This is a genomic window from Dyadobacter sp. SRI_021, from assembly GCF_057586235.1.
Genome location: NZ_JBYCZM010000009.1, coordinates 170,886 through 194,559, shown reverse-complemented (window position 1 = coordinate 194,559; position 23,674 = coordinate 170,886). Strand labels below are relative to the sequence as shown.

Below are 23,674 nucleotides of genomic sequence, written 5' to 3'. Positions count from 1 at the left end.
ACCTATATTTTTACGCTTTTACCCGTCGCTACCGATTTATAAATGGCTTCCACCACGCGGATATCGCGCAGGCCTTCTTCACCGGGGGCGATCAGGTCGGTGTTGTTTATGATGGCGAGGCAATCCTCATCCATTTGCTTGGCTTGCTGGCTTTTGATGGGGAAATTAATGAGGGTACCGTCCGACATGCTTCCTTTGTTGCCGTTGTAACCGGACTGCGGCTCCATTTTCAGCCAGCCCTTTTCGTAGTTCACTTGCAGGTAGTTCATATTAATCCCAAAACTGGTCTGGCATGCCGCCTTCGCCCCACTTGGGAAATCGAGCATGAACATCATCGTTTCTTCTACCTCCTTATAAATGTCGGGACGGGTCGTCGACGCCTGTGCGATCACGCTCACGGGCTCCTCACCCGTAGCCAGGCGCGCGCCCTGCAATGCGTACACGCCCATATCGCCCATGCAGCCGCCTCCCAACGCCTTTTTCTGCTTCCAGTGATCAGTGCGGGCGTCGAAGTACCCGGCGGCGCTGTTGACCATCTTCACTTTTCCGAACTTCTGTTCTTTTGCCACTTTCATGTAAGCCTGGATATTCGGGTCGTGCTGGCAACGGTAGCCGATCGCCAACTTCACCTTGTTGCTTTTGCAAGCCGCGATCATCGCCTCGCAATCGGCCACGGACGGAGCCATCGGCTTTTCGCAAAACACGTGCTTACCGGCTTTCGCAGCCCGTACCACGTACTCGCGGTGCATGGACGGCGGCAATACGACGTATACGATGTCGATGTCCGGGTTCTTGGCGATCTGGTCGAAGTTCTGGTAATTGTAAATGTTCTTGTCGGGAATGTTGTATTTGGCTTTCCATGCCTCGGCTTTCGACGGTGTGCCGGTAACGATGCCGGCGAGATAGCATTTTTCCGTCAGTTGCAGCGCGGGGGCGAGCAGGTCGGTGCTGTAATAGCCCAAGCCCACGAGCGCGATGCCCAGTTTATCCTTTTTCGGGGAAGTAGCGGCGATCAGCGGGTTTCCTGAGAACAAAGTAGCGGCCCCGGCCAGGGTTAATGTCGATAAAAAATCGCGTCTTTCGATTTGCATAGCTTGGATGATTGAATGCTTTTTTAAATGAGATCATCGGCACGGATGCGCCGGTACAGCTTTAAAAGCCGGTACCGGCGCCCGTTTCACTAATATATTGGCATTATTTCCGTTGGTCGCTAGCATCAAGGTACAATCGGGACGATCGCGCCGGTCGCGTCACGCACGAGCTCGCGTACCTTCATGTTACGCAAGTGGGTTTTTCCCGATAATTCCGAATCATGGTAAAAAATATACCATTTGCCTTTGAACTCGACAATAGAATGGTGGGTCGTCCAGCCTTCTACCGGTTTCATAATCACTCCCTTATAGGTAAATGGCCCGTAAGGCGAGTTACTTTCCGCATAGCAAAGCAAATGCGTGTCGCCGGTGGAATACGAGAAATAGTATTTGCCATTGAACTTGTGCATCCATGCGCCTTCAAAAAACCGGCGGTCGTGATCTCCGCCAAGTAGCGGCTTACCATGCTCATCCAGAATCTGTACATCACGGGGCGTTTCGGCAAATGTGCGCATATCGCCGCTCATTTTGGCCACTTTGGCGCTCAATGCAGGCTCCTGATCGTGGCCTTTCCCCAGATCAGTGGAAAGCGTTTTGTCATACTTCCCCGAATGCCAGCGCTGCAATTGCCCGCCCCAGATACCGCCGAAATACATGTAAGTCTGCCCGTCGGTATCGGTAAAAACGGCCGGATCGATGCTGTAACTATCCGGAATCGGCTCGGGCTCTGCTTTGAAAGGCCCCGCAGGCGATTTGGAAGTAGCTACGCCAATGCGGAAAACATCCTGCTTATCCTTGACCGGAAAATACAAATAGTAGGTACCGTTTTTGAATGCGGCGTCCGGCGCCCAAAGCTGGCGCCCCGCCCAGGGAATGTCTTTCAAATCCAGCACCACGCCATGGTCGGTTACCTTGCCGCCAATAGCGTCCATCGAATACACGTGGTAATCCCGCATATTGAAATGGCCGCCCTCATCGTCCTGCGGCACATTGGCCTCGATATCGTGGGAAGGGTAAATGTAAATTTTGCCGTTAAAAACATGTGCGGACGGATCCGCGGTGAACAGGTCGGTGACCAACGGTTTCACTTTGGCTTGCTGGCAAAGGCCCGTTTTCAGGCCAATGCTGCCAATTGCCGCCAGGGCCAAGAAACCGGCCGATAAAAAGCTGCGGGTCATATGAATAGGCTGATTAATAAGGTTTAATATCCGGAATTTTGTGGAAAAGCAGGACCGTCCACTACTCTATCGATCTGCGACTGAGGAATTGGCCTTAACATATTGAAATCCTTCACGTAAGGTGCCGCTTCCTGGTTCCACTCCTGCACGCGGCGTACGAGCGATCGCGTCCGCACGAGGTCGTGCCAGCGCTGCCATTCGCCGAAAAATTCGCGGCTGCGCTCGTCGAGGATAAAATCCAGCGTAACATCCGCGGCAGTGATGGTCATCGCTGCGACGGCTGCCGCATTCTGAGCGGTGGTATTGCTCTTGCGGTATGCCGCACGCTGCCGCACGACGTTGATCAGGCTGGCGGCCTTCGCAGCGTCACCGGCTTTGAAATACGCCTCCGCACCGGTCATGTACACGTCCGAAAAGCGGTACAAAACGCAGGGACGCGTCGAGGGATCGTTGAAATTAGCCCCTCGGCTCGGGTCCATGAATTTTTTCAATGCCGGGAAAATTCCATTGTTCCACATGCTCGGTGGCACCACAATGCCCTTGAATGGCCGGGTACCGACAAATTGCGGCGCGCCAGGCACCTCGTAGTCAGGCAGCCACACGGCGGTATCCTGTCCAACAACGGTAGTATAGCCGATCCCGCGGCTGTTGTTGGCCGCATTGGCCGTATTGGTAACGGATGTATTGGAAATGTAAACCGTATAAAACGAGTTGGCGAAACGCGAATCCACATCCCGATGGGTAAATGCCTGATCGAGGAAGTAGTTCTTGCCGGCGTGCGGGCCGGTGGGCCATTTGTCGGAGTTAGGACGCATACGGACATACGGACGACCGTAGTATGAATCACGGATCATGCCCGAAGTACCGCTATTGACAAACCCACCCGCGGCGTTCTTGAAGGAATTGATACCGCTGTTGTTGGGATAATTCCAGTTTGTAAACCAGGGCGAAAGATTCTGCGCAGCGCCGCCGCCGGCTGCTCCACCGACATTGTAATAGCCATATTTAGGATCGAGGACGTGATCGCTCACAAACATCGTTTCCTTTCCATAGTCATTGGCGGGTACGAACGCATCGCCGTAATCCTGCCAGAGGTCCAGCCCGTAAGCCGACTTGCTGGCGATGATCTCGTCGCATAATGCAGCTGCTTTGGTAAAATCGGCCGCCGCATTGTTCAACCAGCCCCGGGTAAGGTATGCTTTGGCGAGCAGGAACTGCGCCACGGGTTTGGTAGCCGCTTTGCCCAGGAACGGCGCAGTAGGCTGGTTGGGCAGATCAGCCGCAGCTTCTGTTAAATCTTTAATAATCAACTCATACGCCTGCGCCGCGGGCTGGCGGGACGCCGCCTGCGAGGGCACGGTGATAAACTCGGTATGCAAAGGCACGTCGCCCCAGGTTTGCACGAGGTAGAAATACCAGAAGGCCCTGAGGAACTTGGCCTGTGCGAGGTATTGCTTCCGGGTCGCCTCGGGCAGGTCGATGGTCTGCCCGTATTGCAGCACGCCGTTCAGGGTATTGATATCCTGGAACGCAACGCCCCAGGCCGAACCGAAGTTACTGCCGTTCAATCCATTATAAGTGTAAGGAATGGGCGTTCCCGCGCTGAGCCCCTGGATAAACTCGTCGGTACCGGCCTGCATTTCGACGGTAAAACCTTCGGTCCCCCACTGGCTGCGGATATCGTTATACACCCCGGCAATGCCGCCGAGCACACCCGACGGGCTATTGAAATACGATGGGACGATCTGGGATTGCGGATGTTCTTCGAGTACTTTTTCACAACCGGAGCTCAGCAATGCGATCATGCCGGCGGTGATGAATATTTTGATGGATTTCATAGTCGGATCAGAATTTAAGGTTTACGCCCACGGTGAATTGCCTTACCGGCGGGTTGTTGAGGTTTACGGCGATTTGTCGCTCCGGCGCGCCACGCTCGCTGGCCCCCTGCGGGTTGAGCGTCGACTGGCCGCTGGCATAGCTGTTCCCTTCCGGATCGATCGCGAGGTTATCCTTCACGAGCGGTGAATAGATAATGAACGGGTTGGTGAGGTTCACGTAAATGCGGGCTGACGAAGCGCCGATCTTCTTGATCACATCGCTCGCGAACGTATACCCGAGGTTAATGCTCCGGCATTTGATGAACGAGCCGTCGTAATACCCGAGCGTCGAACCGAAGTTGGCAACCGCACTGCTGGCGTCGGGAGCGGGGAATGCGTTGGTCGGGTTGGTATCGGTCCAGTAATCCGTTTTCACCTGGTTAACACGGCTCTGGTTGAAGAATGCAAACCCGCCCGAACCTGTGGAATTACCTGTCAGATAAGGCACAAGCACTTTCATGCCCATCCGCGCATAGGTAACGATCGAGGCATCGAAGTTTTTGAAGCTGAAACGGTTGGTAAGGCCGCCCTCCCATTTGGGTTGGAAATTACCCAGGATCTGGCGGTCGCTCGCGTCGATTTTGCCGTCCGCATTCAAATCCTCGACCCGGATTTGCCCCGGATATTGCACAGGCGACACCTGCTTGGCCAAAGTACCGTTCTCCGCGTCGGCAAGCTGCCAGATGCCCAGTTTTTTGTAATCATAAATCACTGAAAGCGGCTGTCCGACAAACCATCCCGCGCCAAGATTGGCTTTTTCCTGCGGTGTGGTCAGCTGGGTGATTTTCTCGCGGTTGAAGAAATAGGTCGCGTCCACGCTCCAGTTGAACCCTTTCGGTTTTCTGGCAATCTCAAAAGTAACGGCCACTTCCAACCCCTTACCTTCGGTTTTCCCCAGGTTTTTCAGGGTAGAACCGGCGCCATTGCTCGGCGGAAGTGGTACCGACAGCAAAATATCCTTGGTTTTCTGGTGGTACCAATCCACCGAACCGGTAATGCGGTTATTCAAAAAACCGAAATCGATTCCAATATCGACCTGTGATGTCGATTGCCAGCTCAGGTTGCTCGCCGGGAGGCTCGTAACGGTGTAGGCCAGCTGCTGCCCGGCGGTACCCGTTCCGAAATTGTAGTAACCGGCCGATAATGCACCCAGTGTCGCATATGCGCCCACGTTGCGGTTACCCGACACGCCCCAGCCGCCACGCAGTTTCAGGTTCGAAACAAAATCCACACTTTTCATGAACCGTTCCTCGATCACATTCCATCCCAGGCCGATGGCCGGGTAGTTGAAATACTGGTTACCGGGCGACAAAGTGGAAGAACCGTCCCTGCGCAAGGTCAAAGTCAGCAAATAGCGGTCGTCATAGCTATAATTGAGCCTTCCCATGTACGAGAGCAGCCCGGTTTCCGAAAAAGAGTTACCAAAATCCGAGTTCGCGACGGGCTGACCGGACGCCAGTGAGAAGTTGGATGTTTTGATGTAATCCGCCGGTACGCCCGTCACGGTGAAACGGCTGCCCAGTGAGTGGTTTTTGGTATATTCATACAATGCGGTGAAACCCAGTTTGTGCTTATCGGCAAAGGTCTTGTCATAGTAGAGCAAATGTTGGAGGTTCACATCCCAGTACTCGGTATTGCTGATCTCGGCGGTGGACGAGGATTGAACCGTTGCCGAATTGAAGTAAGTCAGTGGGCCGTTATAGCCATTGTAGTTCGACTGGCTGAAATTCAAACCTGCATTGAACCGGTATTTCAGACCCGGCAGAATGTTCACTTCCGCGTACAGGCTGTTAAATGTACGCACCGAGCGTGTACGGCCAAGATACGAATCCTTCTTGGTTATGATCGTGAGCGGGCTCACGCCGGCGGCATCGATGGAGCCTTCGGACGGGAACATATTTACACTTCCATCCGCATTGTAGGGCGAAGCCAGCGGCGTCAGGCGCACGAGCCCACCCGGCACACCGCCCCCGCCGGGCGTGTTCTGGTAGGTAAGGGTATTGAGTGTGTTCAGTCCGATCTTGATATTCTTCCCGATCCGCTGATCGATGGTAGCGCGAAGGTTGAAGCGCTGGAAATTCTGATTAGGGATAATACCCGTTTCATTGAAGTACCCCAAACCCAGCGAGTATTGCGTGTTTTCAACGCCGCCCTGCATACCCAACTGGTGATTAGACATGAAACCGGGCTTGTAGATCAGGTCCTGCCAATCGGTGGACACGCCTTTGTCGAGGGCTTCCTGTTCTTTCGGCGTGAGCAGATAGCCCGACGTTCCCGGACTGGTACGGTTATATTTGGCCGCATCCGCTTTAAACTGGGCATATTCGGCGCCATTCATCACGTTGAATTTGCCCATGATGCGTGTCTCTCCGTGGTAGCCGTCGTAGCTGAACACCGGCTTGCCGACTTTCCCTCTTTTCGTCGTCACGAGGATCACCCCGCCCGCACCGCGCGAACCGTAGATCGCCGTTGCGGAAGCGTCTTTCAATACTTCCAGGCTCAGGATATCGTCGGGGTTGATGTCGTTCAAACCTCCGAATGGTATCCCGTCGACCACCACGAGCGGGCCGTCAAGACCATCACTCGATCCGGAGCTGGTCGTGAGTGTACGGTTACCCCGGATCCTGATCTGCCCCTGGGAACCGGGCGTGCTGCCATTACTGATAATGGACACCCCCGCCGCGCGGCCTTTGAGCTGGCTGATGAGGTTCGGCGCAGGCACCTCTTTGAGCGTCGACTCGCTCACCGAAACTACCGAGCCGGTTACGTCCCGCTTACGCTGCGTTCCGTAGCCGACCACTACTACTTCTTCGAGTACTTTATGATCGGGTGCGAGCGATACGTTAATGATTTTCCGATTCCCTACCACTACCTCTTTGGAGGCATAACCTACCAGCGAAAACACGAGCACCGTTTGCTCATTGTCCGGGACGGTAATCCGGAAATTGCCGTTCTCGTCGGCAATCGTTCCGCGCGTGGTGCCTTTAATAAGGATACTCACTCCCGGCAATGCATCGCTGGCTTCCCCGGTAACCTTTCCGGTTACTTCCACATCGGCAACGGCCTGGCGGACGTGCCTGTTCAAATCAGTTTCCGATGCACGGGCGCCGTCAGCGGGGGCCAACGTCATCGCCAGCATTAGCGGCCATCCCATGGTCGCTAATGTGCAGAGCCGGTTTCTCTTGTTCAGTAAAAAATAGCGCATTGGCTTGCAGGGTTTTTGTTGAAAATTTTTATTTGTCATTTTGACAATATATTTTTAGAACATAATGATTCCAATAATTTATGGTAACCTGACAATGGACAAAAGTAGTATGACCGCCACGCCGGCCGTGAGCACATTTGTTTAAACTATGGGAACAAATGTTCAAAAACGGGCTAAAAGTGGCGGATTCAGGGACAAAGTTGCATTTAACCCATCCCGGAGGATGGAGAAATACCCGTTTTCCTCGTCTTTACAGTAAATCACCTTTCATTGCACAAACCTTGATACGAATCCGGCCGTTGCTGCACTTTCTGATGAGCTTGCCGTTGCTGTTTGTATGCACCGGACGGGTGGCCGTTGCCCAAAACGAGCCGCCCCGTTTCACCGCCATTACCTCCATGGACGGGCTCTCTTCCAACACTGTAACCGCGGTCCTCAAAGACCGCTACGGACTGCTCTGGTTTGCGACCGACGACGGCCTCAGCAAGTTCGACGGTACGGGCTTTACCGTTTACCGGCATCGGAAAACCGACTCGACTTCGCTGAAATCAAACGACGTTTCGGCACTCTACGAGGACCGCGCAGGCCGCATTTGGGTAGGAACGATCATCGGGTCACTGCATTTGTACGATCGCCGGAAGGACTCATTCGTCAGGATCAAAACTCATCACAGCATTAACTCCCTATGCGAGGATGCACAGGGCAAAATCTGGGCAGGTACTACACAAGGCCTTGTTATGATTGACCCGAATACATTGCAGATCCTGCCATTCGCTTCCGTCCCGGGCACCCCGCCGCAGGTGGCAGGCAAGCACGTCCACCGGATTTTCCGCGACCGGGACCGGCAAATGTGGGTCGGGACCGGCAATGGGCTTTTCAGATTTGTAAGTAGACAAAACCGGTTCATCCCCGTCGATTACCGTGGTAACGAGGTCTATCAGGATGGGGCCGACTTCGTAACGGCCATCAGCCAGGATAGCTCTGGCAATATGTGGATCGGGACGCAGCGTGGCCTGTTTACCCTTTCTGCGGATGGCAAACCAGCACGGCGGTTCAGTTACCAGCCGGGAAGCAGCCATTCAATCAGCAACAATATGGTCTTTGCTATCACCGCGCAAAGCAGGAACGAGGTATGGGTCGGCACGGACGGCGGGCTGAATATCATCGACCCGCGCACGGGGCACGTCACGCACCACACGCCCGACCCGCGTACGCCGTTCAGTATAACGAATAAGTCTATACGTGCCATCTTCACCGACCCCGCCGGTATTACCTGGTTGGGCACTTACAAAGGCGGCGTCAACAAATACGATCGTAACCTGACGCTCTTCGGGCTGAAACGCTGCGATCCCTACGACCCGTATGGCCTCAGTGCACCCTTTGTGACGTCGTTCGCAGAACATCCCGACGGCCGTATTTTTGTGGGAATGGACGATGGCGGCGTGAGCCTCTACGACCGCAAAACCAATCTTTTCCGCCAATATGCCATTCATGCCCGCAACAAGGCGGCATCGGCGGGCCTGGCTGTTCTTTCCCTGAAACTGACCTCACCGAATGCGCTCTGGATCGGCACATTTCAGGACGGACTATTCCGGCTGAACCCCGCGACGGGCGGGTACGATCAGTTCCTGCAAGGCCCGGAAGCCAATTCATTGAGCAACAACAACATTTTTTCACTGACTCTGGATAAAAAAGGGAAGCTGTGGATCGGTACAAATGGCGGAGGCGTCGACGTGTATCACCCTGAAACAAAGCAATTTGAAAGGCTTTTCACCCCCAACACCTCCCTGCTGAAACGCATTATCCCGCTGAATGCTTACATCCGCGACATTTTAGAGGACCGGCACGGAAAAATGTGGATAGCCTCTCACGGCACCGGCATCGCCGTTTTTGACCCTGAAAAACGGGTTTCGATCCTGCTCGACCGCGAAACAGCAGCACTTCCCAGCAACAATGTGCTCTCGCTCCTGGAAGACAGCCGCGGCAACATCTGGGCAGGTACCGGCGGCGAAGGGCTCGCGCTATTCGACCCGAAAACACGCAAATTTGTCACATTCGGCGTCGACAACGGGCTGCCGAGCGGGATGGTCAACAAGGTGCTGGAAGACGCGCAGGGGCGGATCTGGGTGAGTACCAATGAGGGAGTCAGCCTGTTGGATATGCATACAAAGAAGTTCACCAACTACACTGCGCATAATGGCCTGCAAAACAACACTTTCGCATTGGGCGCGGGCCTGCGAACGTCCGACAATGTGCTGTTTTTCGGTGGTATCGCGGGTTTTAACTACATCGATACCCGCAGCCTGAAAAAGCACCAGGGCCAAAACCATGTTATACTCCGGGAGCTGAAAGTCGGGAACCGGGCCGTTACATCCGCCGATGCGGGTATGATCGATGCCGATATTTCCGTCGCGCAATCGATCCGGCTCGATTACAAGCAGAACTTTTCGATCGGTTACGGGGCGCTTAACTATACCAATCCCGAACAGACCAGCTACCGGTACCGCCTCGTGGGACTGCAAAATGAATGGCAGCAGGCCAGCCACGCTACCACGGCCAGTTACACCAACCTCAGCCCCGGCGATTACCGTTTCGAAGTACAGGCCAGCAGCGACGGCAGCGATTGGGGCTCTCCCCCCACGACCGTTGCAGTGACCGTGAAGCCGCCTTTCTACCTCACCGTTTATGCCTACATGCTCTATGTGCTGGCGCCCATTGTGGCCGTGTACCTCATGCGGCGGCGTGGTATCCGCAGGCTGCACCGGAAGTTCAGAGACGAGCAGGCGCGGCGCGAGACCGAACGCAAACAGGAGCTCGACAGGTTGAAAATCAAGTTCCTGACCAATCTTAGCCACGAATTCCGGACGCCTATTTCGCTCATTCTCGCACCGGCGGAAAACCTGCTCGCGCAGGAATCGCCCCATCAGCCCCAGATTTCGGCGATCCGGCGCAATGCCAAACGGCTGCTCAACCTCGTGGACCAACTGCTGGATTTCAAGAATTTGCAGGAACAGGAATTGAAAGCCGATCTCCGCCGCGCCGATATTGTGCCTTTCGTCCGCGACGCCTGCGACTCGTTCAGCGACCTTTCGCAACGGAAACGCGTCCGTTTCACGTTCGACAGCTCCGTCGCGCATCTGCTGATCGATTTCGATGCCGACAAGATGGAACGCATTTTGTTCAACCTGCTTTCCAACGCATTCAAATTCACGCCGGAAGGCGGCGAAGTGGCGTTACAGCTGAATTGCGGAACCGACGACACGCAGCAAAACTGGCTGTATATCAAGGTATCCGACACTGGAATCGGCATTTCCCCGGAGCATTACGAGAAAATTTTCGAACGCTTTTTCCAGGACGATGCCGACGCCTCCGTGCTCAACCAGGGCAGCGGGATTGGCCTGTCGATCGTGAAGGAATTTGTGCAAATGCACGGCGGATTCATTACAGTTGGCAGCAATGGCGGCAGAGGCAGCGTTTTCACGGTCGGGCTTCCGTGCGAAACCTGGGTGTTCGACCCCGTCGAAATTGCGCCTGCCACCCCGCCCGCCGAACCTGCTTCCGCTGAAAACGTCCTGAAAACGACAAGCAAAGCCCTGCAAACCGGTTTCGACGAAGTGCCCCGGATACTGATCGTGGAGGACAATGCGGAATTCAGGCATTATCTTAAAGAAAACCTCGAACCGCATTACCGTGTGCTGGAAGCGGCCGACGGCAAAGAAGGCTGGCAAAAGGCATTGAGCTGCCATCCTGAACTGATCGTGAGCGACATCGCCATGCCCGAAATGGATGGGCTCGCGATGAGCGAAAAGATCCGGTCCGACAAACGGACGAGCCATATCCCGATCATCCTACTCACGGCATCGAGCGGGGAAGAGCAGCAGTTGAAAGGGCTGAGCTCCGGCGCGAACGATTACCTGACCAAGCCCTTCAATTTTGAAATACTGAATGTAAAAATCAATAACCTGCTGCTGCTCAACAGGCTCCTTAAAAATGTGTATTCGAGGCAAATACAAATGACAGGCCACGACGAGGCGATTGAATCCGGCGATGTGAAACTGCTTCGCGATATGCTCTCCTACATTGAGGACAACCTGAATTCGACCCAGCTCAGTGTCGAAAATCTCGCGCGGCACGTGGGTATGAGCCGCGGCACGCTCTACACCAGGGTGCTGGAAATCAGCGGACAGAGCCCGATTGAATTCATCCGGTCGATCAAACTGGAAAAGGCAGCGCTATTGCTCGAAAAAAGCGATATGAACGTTTCGCAGATCTCGTACACGGCCGGGTTTGCTACGCCCAACTATTTCACGAAGTCGTTTAAGGCCAAATTCAATATGCTGCCTTCGGAATACAAGGCGATGAAACGACAGTCTATTTTACAAGTATCCCATTGAATTATAACACTTTAAATACCTTCGGACTGTTCCGCATGAAGCTTTCAAAATTACTGACCCCGCTCCTCCTGTGCACGGTCATGCCCCTGTACGCGCAAATCCGCCTGCCCAAGTTGATTTCTGATCACATGGTTTTACAACGTGACCAGCCGCTCAAAATCTGGGGCCGGGCTTCGCCGAAAGAGCATATTACCCTTCAATTTGACCGAAAAACCTATAAAACCTCGGCAAATCCAGCCGGAAAATGGGAAATAGCGCTTCCTGCGCACAAAGCAGGTACGGGTTACACGATGGTTTTGAAAGGCAGGAATGAAATCCGCCTGACCGATATCGCATTCGGGGATGTGTGGCTGTGCAGCGGGCAGAGCAATATGGTGATCAACATGGAGCGCGTAAAGGAGCGTTTCCCGAACGATATTGCTTCGGCGAACTTTCCTGATATCCGCAACTTTTTCGTGCCGACACTCACCAGCCTGAACGGCCCGACGGAGGATTTCCCGAAAGGCGAATGGAAGACGGCCAGTCCCGAAAACGTGCTTAGCTTCGGGGCGGTCGCCTACTTTTTCGCCCGTGAAATTTATGAAAAACACCAGGTCCCGATCGGTATTGTCAATAGCTCGGTGGGAGGAACGCCCATTGAGGCATGGATCAGCGAGAACGGTTTCAAGGATTTTGAATACATTAAACAAATCATCTCGCAAAATAAGGACACGAGCTACGTGAATGCATTCGCCCGCATCGTGAACGTGGTCCCGCAGGAGCGCACAGTGACAGACGTGGGCCGGACGGAGCATTGGGAGAGCATTGAATATCAGCCCAAAGGATGGCGGAACTTCAATATCCCTGGTTACTGGGAAGATCAGGGCTTGAAGGCATTGGATGGCGTGGTGTGGTTCAGGCGAATAATCAATATTCCGCAAAGTTGGGCCGGGAAGCCGGTGAAACTGTACATGGGGCGCATTGTGGATGCCGACGAAATGTACGTCAACGGCCGGAAAATCGGCAATATTACCTACCAGTACCCACCCCGCCGGTACGAAATCCCGGGTGATTTGCTTAAAGCAGGGCAAAATACGTTCGTGATCAGGGTTACCAATTCATCGGGCAAAGGCGGCTTCGTGCCCGACAAGCCGTATTTCATGACGACAGGCAGCGATACCATCGACTTGAAAGGCACCTGGCAATACAAAGTCGGGGCTGTTTTCCCTCCGGGACAAGGTACGCCGCCAGCGAGGCTCGTGCACCAGAACCAGCCGACGGCGTTGTATAATGCAATGGTCGCCCCGGTTCTGCCGATGAAAATCAAGGGATTCATATGGTATCAGGGCGAATCCAACACCGGAAACCCGGAGCCTTACAATGCATTACTCCCGGCGTTGATCCGTGATTGGCGGACGCTTTGGCACGACGACAAGTTACCTTTCCTCGTGGCGCAGCTGCCCAATTTCCAGGACATCGACTACACCCCGGCGGAAAGCAATATCGCCTTGCTTCGGGAAGCCCAGAACAAGGCACTCACATTGCCCAATACCGCCGTGGCCGTCACCATCGACCTCGGCGAATGGAACGATATTCACCCGCTTAACAAGAAAGATATCGGTAAACGGCTGGCATTGGCCGCCCGGAACCTGGCTTATGGCGAAAAAGATATCATCTATTCCGGACCCATGCTGAAATCATACGACATTGCAAACGATAAGGTCGTATTGACTTTCGATCACGTGGGCGAGGGCATTGTTGCATCTGATAACGAGCCATTACGCTGGTTTGCCGTCGCGGGCGACGACCGAAAATTCTATTGGGCCCAGGCAGAAATACTGGGAAAAGACCGGATTACTTTGCGCAGCGAGCAAGTCAAGGCGCCGAAGTATGTCCGCTATGCCTGGCAGGATAATCCCGAAGGCGTCAATTTTTACAATGCAGCGGGGCTTCCGGCGTCTCCTTTTCGTACAGATGGCCAGGATGTGAAACATGCCCAAAACCATTGACCATACCAAAAAACTCAAAACCCGACCCATGATGTTTTCTCCACGCTTGCTCATTACCCGTTGCCTGTTATTTCTGATTTTTGCAATAGTCTCAAACAGTCACGCCTCTGGCGATGACGGCTACCGGCTCTGGCTGAAATACGACCGGATCTCAGATAATACGGCACGAACCGCTTACACCAAATCCTTCAACTTCATAGCCCTGTCCGGCAACAGCGACATCCTGAACAATGCGGCCAAAGAGCTTCAAACCGGCCTGACCGCCCTGCTCGGCAAGCAAATTCCGGTTGTAAAAACTCCGGTAGGCAATCAAAACGGCGTCATCCTTACCGTCTCAGCCAGCGCCGCGCCCGGCGACGGCTATTCGATTCAAATGCAATCGGGAAATACAGTAATTGCCGCTTCGAAGGATGCAGGCGTATTGTACGGCAGTTTTGCATTGCTCCGGCATTTGCAGCAGCATTTGCCCCTCGAAAAAGCCGTGGGCCAAAGCAGCCCGAAGATCCAGTTACGCATGCTGAATCACTGGGATAACCCCGAAGGAACGATCGAGCGCGGGTACGCGGGATCGTCGCTGTGGAAATGGTACGAGTTGCCCGAAACGGTAGATCCACGCTACACCGACTACGCGCGGGCCAATGCGTCGATTGGGATTAATGGTACGGTCGTGAACAATGTGAATGCGAGTGCGCGGTTTCTGACGGCCGAGTATCTGCACAAAGTGGCTGCATTGGCCGGTGTTTTCAGGAAATATGGTATTAAAACTTACCTGTCCATCCATTTTGCGGCGCCCAAAACGCTCGGCGGGTTGAAAACTTCCGACCCGCTCGACCCGGAAGTCAGGAAATGGTGGATTGAAAAAACAAAGGAGATTTACAGTATCATTCCCGATTTCGGAGGGTTTCTGGTGAAAGCCAATTCCGAAGGCGAACCGGGCCCGCAGGATTACGGCCGTACCCACGCCGACGGCGCCAACATGCTCGCCGAAGCGCTTGCGCCGTTCAACGGGGTGGTGATCTGGCGGGCGTTTGTGTACAAGGCGGATCCTAATGCAGATCGATTCAAAGCCGCTTATGATGAATTCGCCACGCTCGACGGGAAGTTTGCCAAAAATGTGATTGTACAGGTCAAAAACGGCCCGATCGATTTTCAACCTCGGGAACCATTTTCGCCGCTGTTCGGCAATATGCCCCGCACGCCGCTTGGCATGGAGTTCCAGCTCACGCAGGAATACCTCGGCTTCGCGACCCATTGGGTTTACGAAGCCCCGCTCTTCAAGGAATGCCTTGATGCGGATACTTATGTAAAAGGAAAGGGCTCGACCGTCGCCAGCATTGTCGACGGCTCACTGCATCGCTATCCATTGACCTGCATTGCGGGCGTGGCCAACACCGGCTCCGACCGCAACTGGACGGGCCACCCGATGGCCCAGGCCAACTGGTACGCATTCGGGCGGCTGGCCTGGGACCATACCCTCAGCCCGGAAGCCATCGCACGCGAGTGGACGCAGCTCACCCTTACCACCGAAAGCAGGGCCGTGGCCACGATCGGCGATATCATGCTGCGTTCCAGAGAAATTTATGTGGATTACAACACACCGCTGGGCCTCTCTCGCCCGTGGACCGGCAGCCATTACGCCCCCGAACCCTGGCAGAACCGCAGTTCCCGCCCCGACTGGACGGCCATCTATTACCACCGGGCCGATACCCTGGGCCTGGGATTCGACCGGACGGCCACCGGCAGCAATGCGTTGCAGCAATACCGGCCGGAAGCAAGCCGCGCCTGGCTCGATGCCGAAACCTGCCCGCTCCCCTATTTACTCTGGTTCCATCATATTTCGTGGGCTAAGAAGCTAAGCTCCGGCAGAACGCTCTGGGATGAGCTTTGCCACCGGTTCTATACCGGCGCCGATTCGGTATTGTGGATGCAAAAACAATGGGCCGGCCTGAAAACTTCCATCGACCCGGCCATCCATGCCGACGTTTCCGGTCGCCTTGAAAAGCAGCACAAAGAAGCGATCTGGTGGCGGGACGCCTGGGTGCTGTATTTGCAGACGTTCTCCAAACGGCCCATCCCCGCCATTCATCCCAAACCGGAAAGGACGCTGGAAGAGGTAAAGAGAAGTGTGAACACCTATTTAATGAGATAAAAACTTACCATTTGAAATGCAGGAGCGATACGCCCTGCCGAGGTAGCAGCATTTCCACTGTGGCCTGGCCGTTTTGGGGTTCGATCCATTGCGGAGAGGTCAATAGTGCAAGCTGCCCGGCCTTTTCGAGCAGCCTGATTTGTTCTGCTGTCGGCTGTTTAGGTGAGCCCATCGCTTTCCAGGCTTCGTAAGAATTGCTGTTTTCTTTGTCGATACGGTAGTGGTAGAGCATCATTTTCTGCGAGGGTAAACCTTGCACCAGCACTTTGACGGCCGCGTCGGGTGCTGGGACATTGTCGTCGTGGTAATTCCACACCATAACCGCCGCTGAATTGGCACTTTTGGAAGCAATACCGTTGATATCGGCCTCTTTGCGGACGCTTTCATCCCTTACCCGTTTAAAATCGTAAGCCAGGTTCTGCTTCACTTCCACGCGGTTTCCTTCCATCATTCCAAACATCCGGAACACGTTCAGCACCGGCTTGTCGACGCCGTTGGTGGCCAGATCGCGGAAACCGCGGAACCAGGCCTGGTCTTCGAACTCGAACGACCAGCTCACCGCACCCAGCAGATTCACGCCCCGCCCCTCGGCCAATTCATATTTGCGGGCAAACGAAGCCGCCGTGTAGCTCGAATACATCGTACCGTTGCGGTAGGCATTTTGCGGGCTCACATCCTCCGAACAAGCCGCGCAGCCTTCCGGGTCGGATTCCCCGATGATGATTGGCAGCTTTTTGAGCGCCGGGTAGGATGCCACAATTTCGAAACCTTTGTCAAGGTCGCGCAGTTGCGTGCCCATGTTCATTTGCACATGCCCTTCCACGATCTTGGGTGCGCCTTTGGCATGGTAGGTGATGAAATCGATGGGCGTACCGGTTTTGCCGGTCACGTAGTTTTTGCCTGCTGTAACGTGGTCGAGAAATTTCCGCATAAATGTCTCGGACTTGTCCCAGGAGGGACCTGTTACTTCCGGACCGCCAATTTTCGCGGTAGGTAATGCCCGTTTGACGGCATCGGCCGTATAGTCGTAAAGTTTAATGTATTCGTCGACAGTTCCTTTCCAGTAGCCGATATTCGGTTCATTCCAAAGCTCCCAATACCAGCTTTCCACCTCCTTTTTGCCATAGCGGGCCACCGAATGCTTTACCCACTGATACACCAGTTCTGCCCATTTGTTGTAGTCGTTGGGAGGATAGGCCCAACCCAGGTAAATGTCATTGTAATTATCACCCGGCTTCCAGTGGTGACGGTACGGCTCGGGTTTCGAGGAAAGTGCCTGCGGCATGAAACCGATCTGGGCAATGGGTTTCATCCCTCTTTCAATATAAGTATCAAAGATTTTGTCGACGATCTTCCAATCGTACACCGGTTTTCCCTGCGCGTCTTCGGTGTAGGCATTGGTGGAGCCCCATTTGAGTGCCGCTTCGCCGTCGCCCGTCACGAGCAGGCTATGCGCACGTACGTAGACGGGTACCTTACTCAATTGTGAGATTTCGGTGAGCAGCTTTTTCCCGTCCTTCATGTAGGTATAGTTCGGCTCATCGTAGCCAAAAAATGCCCAGACAGGTTGCATGGGGGCTTTTACCTTCGCCAGGTTCACATCGATTACGACGGGTTGCTGCTGGCTGAGAACGGGCGTGGACAACACTGTACCCAGAATAGCGGCACGGAACAGGGTAAATTTGGTTCTTTTGGAAAACATATGACGGCATTTAAAGCGATAAGGAAAGCGGAACGGGCACAAAATCTATCGGATAAAAACTGGTTTATCTGAATAGAAAATAAAGACACCCCATCACCACCCCAATGCTCGCCCAGCCCAGCCATACCTTGCTGCGGTTGTAATGCGGCTGGGAAGCGTAAGTTTCAGACAAAGTTGGCAACGATGGAACGGTTTGTTTTTCCGGGAAAAGCAGCGAGATCGCGGCCATGAAAATCATGAGAAAGGCAGTCAGCAGGAAGGTAAGCAGCATAAAATGCGGCCAGAATGCTTTGTGGGGAAAGTCGGACAGCTGCATTACGCCCACGCAAAGGCTGAGGGGTGAGCCGAGGTATAATGTAAGGTTGGCGGCGCGGCTGGTGGCTTTTTTCCAGATTACTCCCATTAAAAATACGGTGGTAAGCGGCGGCGCAAGATAGGTTCCCACGGCCTGCGAGAGGTCGAACAGCCCTTTATCGACGGTCGAGAGCAGGATCGACATCAGCATGGCGATGAACGACGAACCGATGATCACCAGCCGCCCCACCGTCCTGAGTTTCCGCTGCGACGCATTCGGTTCGATGATTTTGGAATAAACATTCAATGAAAACACCATGCTGAATGCATTGATACCGACGGCGACATCATAGATCAATGCGGCAATGAGTGCGGCGAGGGTAATGCCTACCAGCCCTGCGGGCAGCAGGTTGGCCGTCATCACCAGGTACGCGTGGTCGGGATTGGTGAGGTTTGGAAACAGAATGTAACAATAAATGCCGGGGAGCAGAAAAATGAAGGGTACCAGGGCCTTGAGGGCGGCCACGAGCATGGTTCCGTACTGGCCGTGTTGAATGCTCTTAGCAGCGAGGGTTTGCTGGACGATCGTCTGATCAGTGCACCAGTACCAGATTCCTACCACCGGATAGCCGAGCAGTACCGCATGCCAGGGGTACACGGGGTCGTCGGACGGGCGGAATATGGTCCAGAATTCCTTTGGGGACCGGCTGACCACCTCCTCTACTCCGCCGATGCGGTCGATGGCGATCACGCCCACGATCACCGCCGCGAGCGTCACCACAATGGATTGCAGCACGCCGGTCCGGGCAATGGCCCCGAGACCGCCCGTGGCCGTAAAGCTCGTGGCGAACACGGTAACCCCCACCGCCGCCATCCAAAACGGCACATCGAGGAGCTGCGCGATGACGAGCCCGCCCGTGAGCAGCACGAAGCTCACCGAAACGATGAGCGTCGAAATCATGGAGTAATAGGTTAGGAAGGTAAATGACCGTTGCCCGTAGCGCCGGAGGAGAAATTCGGGCATGGTACTCACTTTCGTAGCAAAATAATGGGGCACAAACACCATCGCGAGCAATAGTAGGAACCACCAGGCCAGCCAGTCGAAGTTGGCGGCCACCATGCCGGTGGTGTAAGCCATGCCGCCGTAACCGACGAGCATGACCGGGCTTACATTACTACTGAAAATGGACAGACCTACATTATACCATTTCAACGACCGGCCCCCGAGGAAGAGGTCGCTGGCCGTGTCTATTTTGCGTTTCCGCGAAAAGTAAATCCCTACTCCAACCAGAACGGTAAGGTAGAGCACGATTATGCCGGCATCGATACCGCCGAGAGCCACCTTTTCGCGCATGGGCCGTCACAATGTTTTTCTGCGGATGAGCACATTGGGCAGAATCACCTGTATCCGCTGCTTTTGCATGATCGATTGCCCGGCGAGCTTGCCCATCAATGCAAAGTCGGTGGAGTAAGTGGTAATGTCGACAAACTCCTTGGCCGGCTCGTCGTTGGCGGATAGCAGGCCGACGTCCACGCCCATGGTGAGCTTCTGGGCCTTGCATTCTTTCAGGATCGCCCACATCGTGTAGTTGTCGAGTGTGAAATAGGCCTTTCCTTTCTCCACCGAACCGGGCACGAACTCACTGACAATCTGCCCCTTAATAGCATAGTCTTGCAGGAACCGCTTGAATGAGGAAACGATCTCTTTCGGGTCGAGGGATTTGGGGGAATGATAGAAAATGATCTCGTCGAACTCCCTGATCTTGTCCGCAAGCGCTTCGAGTACCGCGTAGGTAGAGCGCTCGAATTCCTGCGCGATGTAACTCACCTCACCGTCGAGCTGCTCGAACCGGTCGAATATGAGGAGGTTGCTGCGGGGAATCGTTTCGAGGATTTCCTTTGTTTTGCGATGCGGGATCGGCGCCACCACGTACATGCCGTATTTCCCTTTGATCTGGAACAGGGTGCTTTCGAGCACATCGATGCTGCCGTGGTGGAAGAACACATCCAGATGCACTTTGCTGCCGAGCTCTTTCCGGAAATTCCGGTAGAAAAGCTCTTCGAATGTATCGAGATTATACATGATCAGGGCCACTTTCATGAACTGGCTGGTCTGCGCATTGGTAACATAGTACCCGATCCGGTTCTTGGATTCGACCACGCCCCTATCCACCAGTTCGCCGTACCCTTTGCGGATGGTTTCGCGGGAGAAGTTCAGTTCCTGGATCATCTGGTTTACCGACGGCAGCAGGTCATTCGGTGAAACGATCTTCTGGTCAATCGCATTGATGATCCCTGTGACGATCTGGTCGTGTTTGGAATAGGATGTTACTTCCCGCAATTCCCTTATTTTATCAAATATGCTCTCCATTCGGCGGTCATTACTGCGTAAAGCTAAAAAACTTATTTATTCACTAATGAGGTTGTATCACTTCGTTGTCACCCGGAGCGTACCGGTCCGCTCCGGGTGACGGCTTATTCACAATTTTGTACAACCTCGGAGATCACTCGATGCGCACCGTAACCTCCCGGTTACCAGCCACCTGAACATCCACGAACGACACCGTTCGCGATCCTTTCACGACAGTCTGGCTGGCCTTTTGCCTCTTGCCGTTCACGATGATAAACGGGTGCTTTCCTGCAAACATCACCCGCCATTGCAAAGTACCGTTGCCTGCATTGCGAAGCGAGGCCGTTTTAGCACTTTCGCTAACGGAAATGCTCCGTTGTAAAACAGGCAGATTTTCAATGGTATGCGTATCCTCCGCCCGTCCGTTGAACAAGGTCGTAACCCGGTTCACACGAGCATCGGCATCTATCCCCATGATACCCTGGACAACGCCCTGCACCGCTCCGTATGAAACCTCGGGATACTCGCGGCGCTTCGTGGCCGGGTCGGTCAGGTGCAGAATCTGGCTGCGGATTTGCTCAGGATAACCGTATTGCCCCAGTACATAGGGGAAATACGACTGGTTTTCCATGTTCCAGTCCCGCGCGAGGATCTGGTCAATCGTCTTGCGGGTGCGGGTGGTGTCTTTCAACACATCGAACCAGAGCAGGAAAGTTTCGCCCTCTGTATAGCCAAATGCGCCTTTCGATGAATAGTAGGTGAAATATTTGCCCTCCTTTTCGCTCCACCATTTGTTTTCGATATGCTGCCGGTATTGTTCGGCTTTTTTATCAAAAGCAGCTGCTTCGGCGGTTTTGCCCTCCACACGCAGCATGTCCGCATAGGTTTGCATGCCGCGCGAAAGGGACGCAATCAGATCGACGCCCATTTTCAGGTCGCGAACGCCTTCGGAATAGGACGCGAGCCCGCGGCAGCGGTGAAATGAATCGTCGTCATTATAGGCCGCCTGCGCATTCGGGTGCAGCGGCCGTGAAAGCAGCGAATCCGGCTGCAATACCCAACGCTCTACATATTCGCGGACCGATTTCTGGTGAAAATTGGCAAACTCGGGGCCGTTGATGTATCGCTTGTCGCCCGTCCACAAATAGAGTTTCCACGCCGCCTGCATCACATCGAAATTCGCATTGAGGTTATACCAGAATTCATCGTCGTTCCGGTAATCGGCCGGCGCAGGTTTCCCTTCTTTGTTGATCTCCCAATACGAGCACCAATCCTTGCTGTCGGAAATGTTTTTGGCAAAAAGTGAAAACATATTGCTGTTCGCTTTGCCGAGGCCGAGCATTTCGGCGGCCATGCTCTGGTGCGCCACGTCGCGCATGCAGAATGCGAAGCGCGAAGGCAATGCGGCCTCGTACCAGTCGCCTACCGGGTCGGCCGGGTTGCCGCGGTGGCTCAGGGCCATTTCCTTCGCCCGGTCGAATGCGGTTTGCAATGCGGCGTCGGTCGACCGGAATTTTAACGTTTCGCTTTGCGCCATACAGCCGGGTTGAGAAGCCAGCCAAACGGCAGCCGCTGCGATGAATCTGATCATTCGTTTTGTTTTTGAATTAAAATACAATGTCCTGCTAAAATCTCCTCTTATATAAAGTCGCGTCGGTGTATCGGGCCGACACCTATTGTCATCCTGGACGGACCGGTCCGCCCAGAATGACAATAGGTGCAAATTTGCTCCTTACTAATACAACCTCAGTTATAATTCGGGTTCTGAACCAATGCAGGGTTCCGCTGCAACTCCGTCCGCGGTATCGGGTAAAAATACAACGCGGGAATCCATGTCCGTTTCTGCACAGTGGCCGATTGATAGGTAAATGTACCATCAGACTGCCTGGTAATAATCACGCCCAAAGCGTCTTTCGACCCTATCTCGGCAATCCCCCAGCGCCGGATATCGAAATACCGGTGGCCTTCGAAGCAAAGCTCGATGCGGCGCTCCTGTCGGATCTTGTCCATCAATGCGACCCCGGATGCATTTACCGGCGGCATACCTGCTTTTTGGGCGCGTAATTTGTTCAGGTATGTGAGCGCTTCCCCGTCCTCACCCAACGCTGCGCAGGCTTCCATGTAGTTAAGGTAAATTTCGGAAAGCCTGAAACCGACCCATTGCGATGCGGCATAGTCCTGCTTCTGCCAGTCGACCGACTCATCCACCATTTTGCGGACTACATAACGCGTCTTCGAGGCGTTCCATGGCGAATACGGGCTCTGCGGTGAATCGTCCCCGCCTTCGAAAAACTGCGTCGGACGGCCTTTGAACTGCTGATTGTTAGCCAGAATCGTGGCATAAAACCGTGGATCGCGGTTGGCATAAGGATTCTTGGCATGTGCAGGGTTAGCCCAGCTGAATGCGGTCCCGTCGGCCATTTCGAATGCATCCACCATTTGCTGCAATACATTATAAGCGCTGTACCCTTCATAGCCATTCGGACTGAGGTCTCGGCTCACGGTATTGTACCGGTCGGCTCTTGCCAGGCCGCTGTAAACCCGTGCAAAAATCACTTCCGGGTTGAAAAAATCCAGGTAGGTCTTATTATAGGTACCACTGGCAGCGCTGCCATACAATGCATACGGCGCATCTTTGAAATCGATCACGGCCCTGGCGGCTTCTTTGGCCTGCTGCCAGAGCTTTTTGTCTCCCGAAGTGTTGAAATAGGGACTCGCCGCGTATAGCAGCAACCGTGATTTGAGAGCTAATGCCGCTCCCACCGTCGCCCTGCCTTTGTCGAGATCGGCCGGATAGGCCGCCGGCAACAGCTTGGACGCCTGCTCGATGTCGGCGAGGATAAAATCTTTCGTTTCGGTCCAGGTGGCGCGCTTTTCATTGAAATCCTTGTCGTTGACGTCGTACACCCTGGTGATTAGCGGTACGCCCCCAAACCGTTTCAAAAGCTCAAAATAGGCCAATGCCCTCAGAAAATGTACTTCCCCGCGCATGGTGCGTACGACCTTGCCATTGGAAACGGTATCCAGCTGACCTACGTTTTTCAGGAATACATTACATCTCCGGACAGCACCGTACAAATCCCCCCAGCGGTTCAGGGAATTGGAAGTCTGGTTATCCGGCGTGGCTTCGCCCTGCACGTAGCTGTTTTCGTTGGTCCAGTTAAAATTGCCGTACAGTTCGTCGGTCTGCGCGCCCCATCCGAAGCCGCCGTCCTTGTAGGCCAGTACGGTTTGGTCATAAATGCCGTTCACAAATACCTGTGTCAGGTTCGGATCTGTCCATACGTCCGAATCTGAATAGGCATTCAGCGGTTTCAGGTCGAGGACGTCCTTGCAGGAGTTCATGACCAGCATGCCGGCCGCGATGGTCATGCCTGCGAGCAGCCTTCCGGTCCAGCCGGATTGCGTTTTATGGTTAGTTTGAGATTTCATATATTAAATAATAA

Annotated in this window: 12 protein-coding genes; 3 read left to right on the top strand and 9 right to left on the bottom strand. The window is 54.1% G+C overall.

All coding sequences use genetic code 11. From position 1 onward, the window contains the following. Positions 1–2: 2 nt before the first annotated feature. The 4 genes from AC2YIT_RS25015 to AC2YIT_RS25000 all read right to left on the bottom strand — a co-directional run bounded on the left by AC2YIT_RS25015 (position 3) and on the right by AC2YIT_RS25000 (position 7,351). Positions 3–1,091 (bottom strand): Gfo/Idh/MocA family protein, encoded by a 1,089-nt coding sequence (locus AC2YIT_RS25015; RefSeq protein WP_487280996.1) that lies wholly within the window; start codon positions 1,089–1,091, stop codon positions 3–5. Between the two features lie 125 nt (positions 1,092–1,216). Continuing rightward, positions 1,217–2,269, bottom strand: coding sequence for a glycoside hydrolase family 43 protein (locus AC2YIT_RS25010; RefSeq protein WP_487280995.1), 1,053 nt, complete (start codon positions 2,267–2,269; stop codon positions 1,217–1,219). Between the two features lie 23 nt (positions 2,270–2,292). Then, on the bottom strand, positions 2,293–4,107 hold the full coding sequence (locus tag AC2YIT_RS25005) for a RagB/SusD family nutrient uptake outer membrane protein (RefSeq protein WP_487280994.1): 1,815 nt from the start codon (positions 4,105–4,107) through the stop codon (positions 2,293–2,295). Positions 4,108–4,114: 7 nt separating this feature from the next. After that, positions 4,115–7,351, bottom strand: a complete 3,237-nt coding sequence (locus AC2YIT_RS25000; RefSeq protein WP_487280993.1) for a SusC/RagA family TonB-linked outer membrane protein — start codon at positions 7,349–7,351, stop codon at positions 4,115–4,117. A gap of 281 nt (positions 7,352–7,632) precedes the next feature. Here AC2YIT_RS25000 and AC2YIT_RS24995 point away from each other — a divergent pair, with 281 nt between their 5' ends. From AC2YIT_RS24995 to AC2YIT_RS24985, 3 genes are read left to right on the top strand one after another with little or no spacing between them, the layout of a single operon-like run. Next, a complete protein-coding gene (locus tag AC2YIT_RS24995; RefSeq protein ID WP_487280992.1) occupies positions 7,633–11,745 on the top strand; it encodes a hybrid sensor histidine kinase/response regulator transcription factor in 4,113 nt (1,370 codons plus the stop codon). 35 nt (positions 11,746–11,780) lie between these two features. Continuing rightward, positions 11,781–13,733, top strand: a complete 1,953-nt coding sequence (locus AC2YIT_RS24990; protein ID WP_487280991.1) for a sialate O-acetylesterase — start codon at positions 11,781–11,783, stop codon at positions 13,731–13,733. 31 nt (positions 13,734–13,764) lie between these two features. After that, positions 13,765–15,882, top strand: a complete 2,118-nt coding sequence (locus AC2YIT_RS24985; RefSeq protein ID WP_487281039.1) for an alpha-glucuronidase family glycosyl hydrolase — start codon at positions 13,765–13,767, stop codon at positions 15,880–15,882. Between the two features lie 4 nt (positions 15,883–15,886). Here the strand turns inward: AC2YIT_RS24985 and AC2YIT_RS24980 are convergent, their stop codons facing one another. The 5 genes from AC2YIT_RS24980 to AC2YIT_RS24960 form a co-directional block, all read right to left on the bottom strand. Next, positions 15,887–17,584, bottom strand: coding sequence for a GH39 family glycosyl hydrolase (locus tag AC2YIT_RS24980; protein WP_487280990.1), 1,698 nt, complete (start codon positions 17,582–17,584; stop codon positions 15,887–15,889). 64 nt (positions 17,585–17,648) lie between these two features. Continuing rightward, positions 17,649–19,232 (bottom strand): sodium:solute symporter family transporter, encoded by a 1,584-nt coding sequence (locus AC2YIT_RS24975; protein WP_487280989.1) that lies wholly within the window; start codon positions 19,230–19,232, stop codon positions 17,649–17,651. A gap of 6 nt (positions 19,233–19,238) precedes the next feature. Next, complete coding sequence (locus AC2YIT_RS24970; protein ID WP_487280988.1) at positions 19,239–20,249, bottom strand: GntR family transcriptional regulator; 1,011 nt, start codon at positions 20,247–20,249, stop codon at positions 19,239–19,241. A gap of 133 nt (positions 20,250–20,382) precedes the next feature. Beyond that, on the bottom strand, positions 20,383–21,819 hold the full coding sequence (locus AC2YIT_RS24965; RefSeq protein ID WP_487280987.1) for a trehalase family glycosidase: 1,437 nt from the start codon (positions 21,817–21,819) through the stop codon (positions 20,383–20,385). Positions 21,820–21,974: 155 nt separating this feature from the next. Next, positions 21,975–23,660 (bottom strand): RagB/SusD family nutrient uptake outer membrane protein, encoded by a 1,686-nt coding sequence (locus tag AC2YIT_RS24960; RefSeq protein ID WP_487280986.1) that lies wholly within the window; start codon positions 23,658–23,660, stop codon positions 21,975–21,977. Positions 23,661–23,674 lie beyond the last annotated feature (14 nt).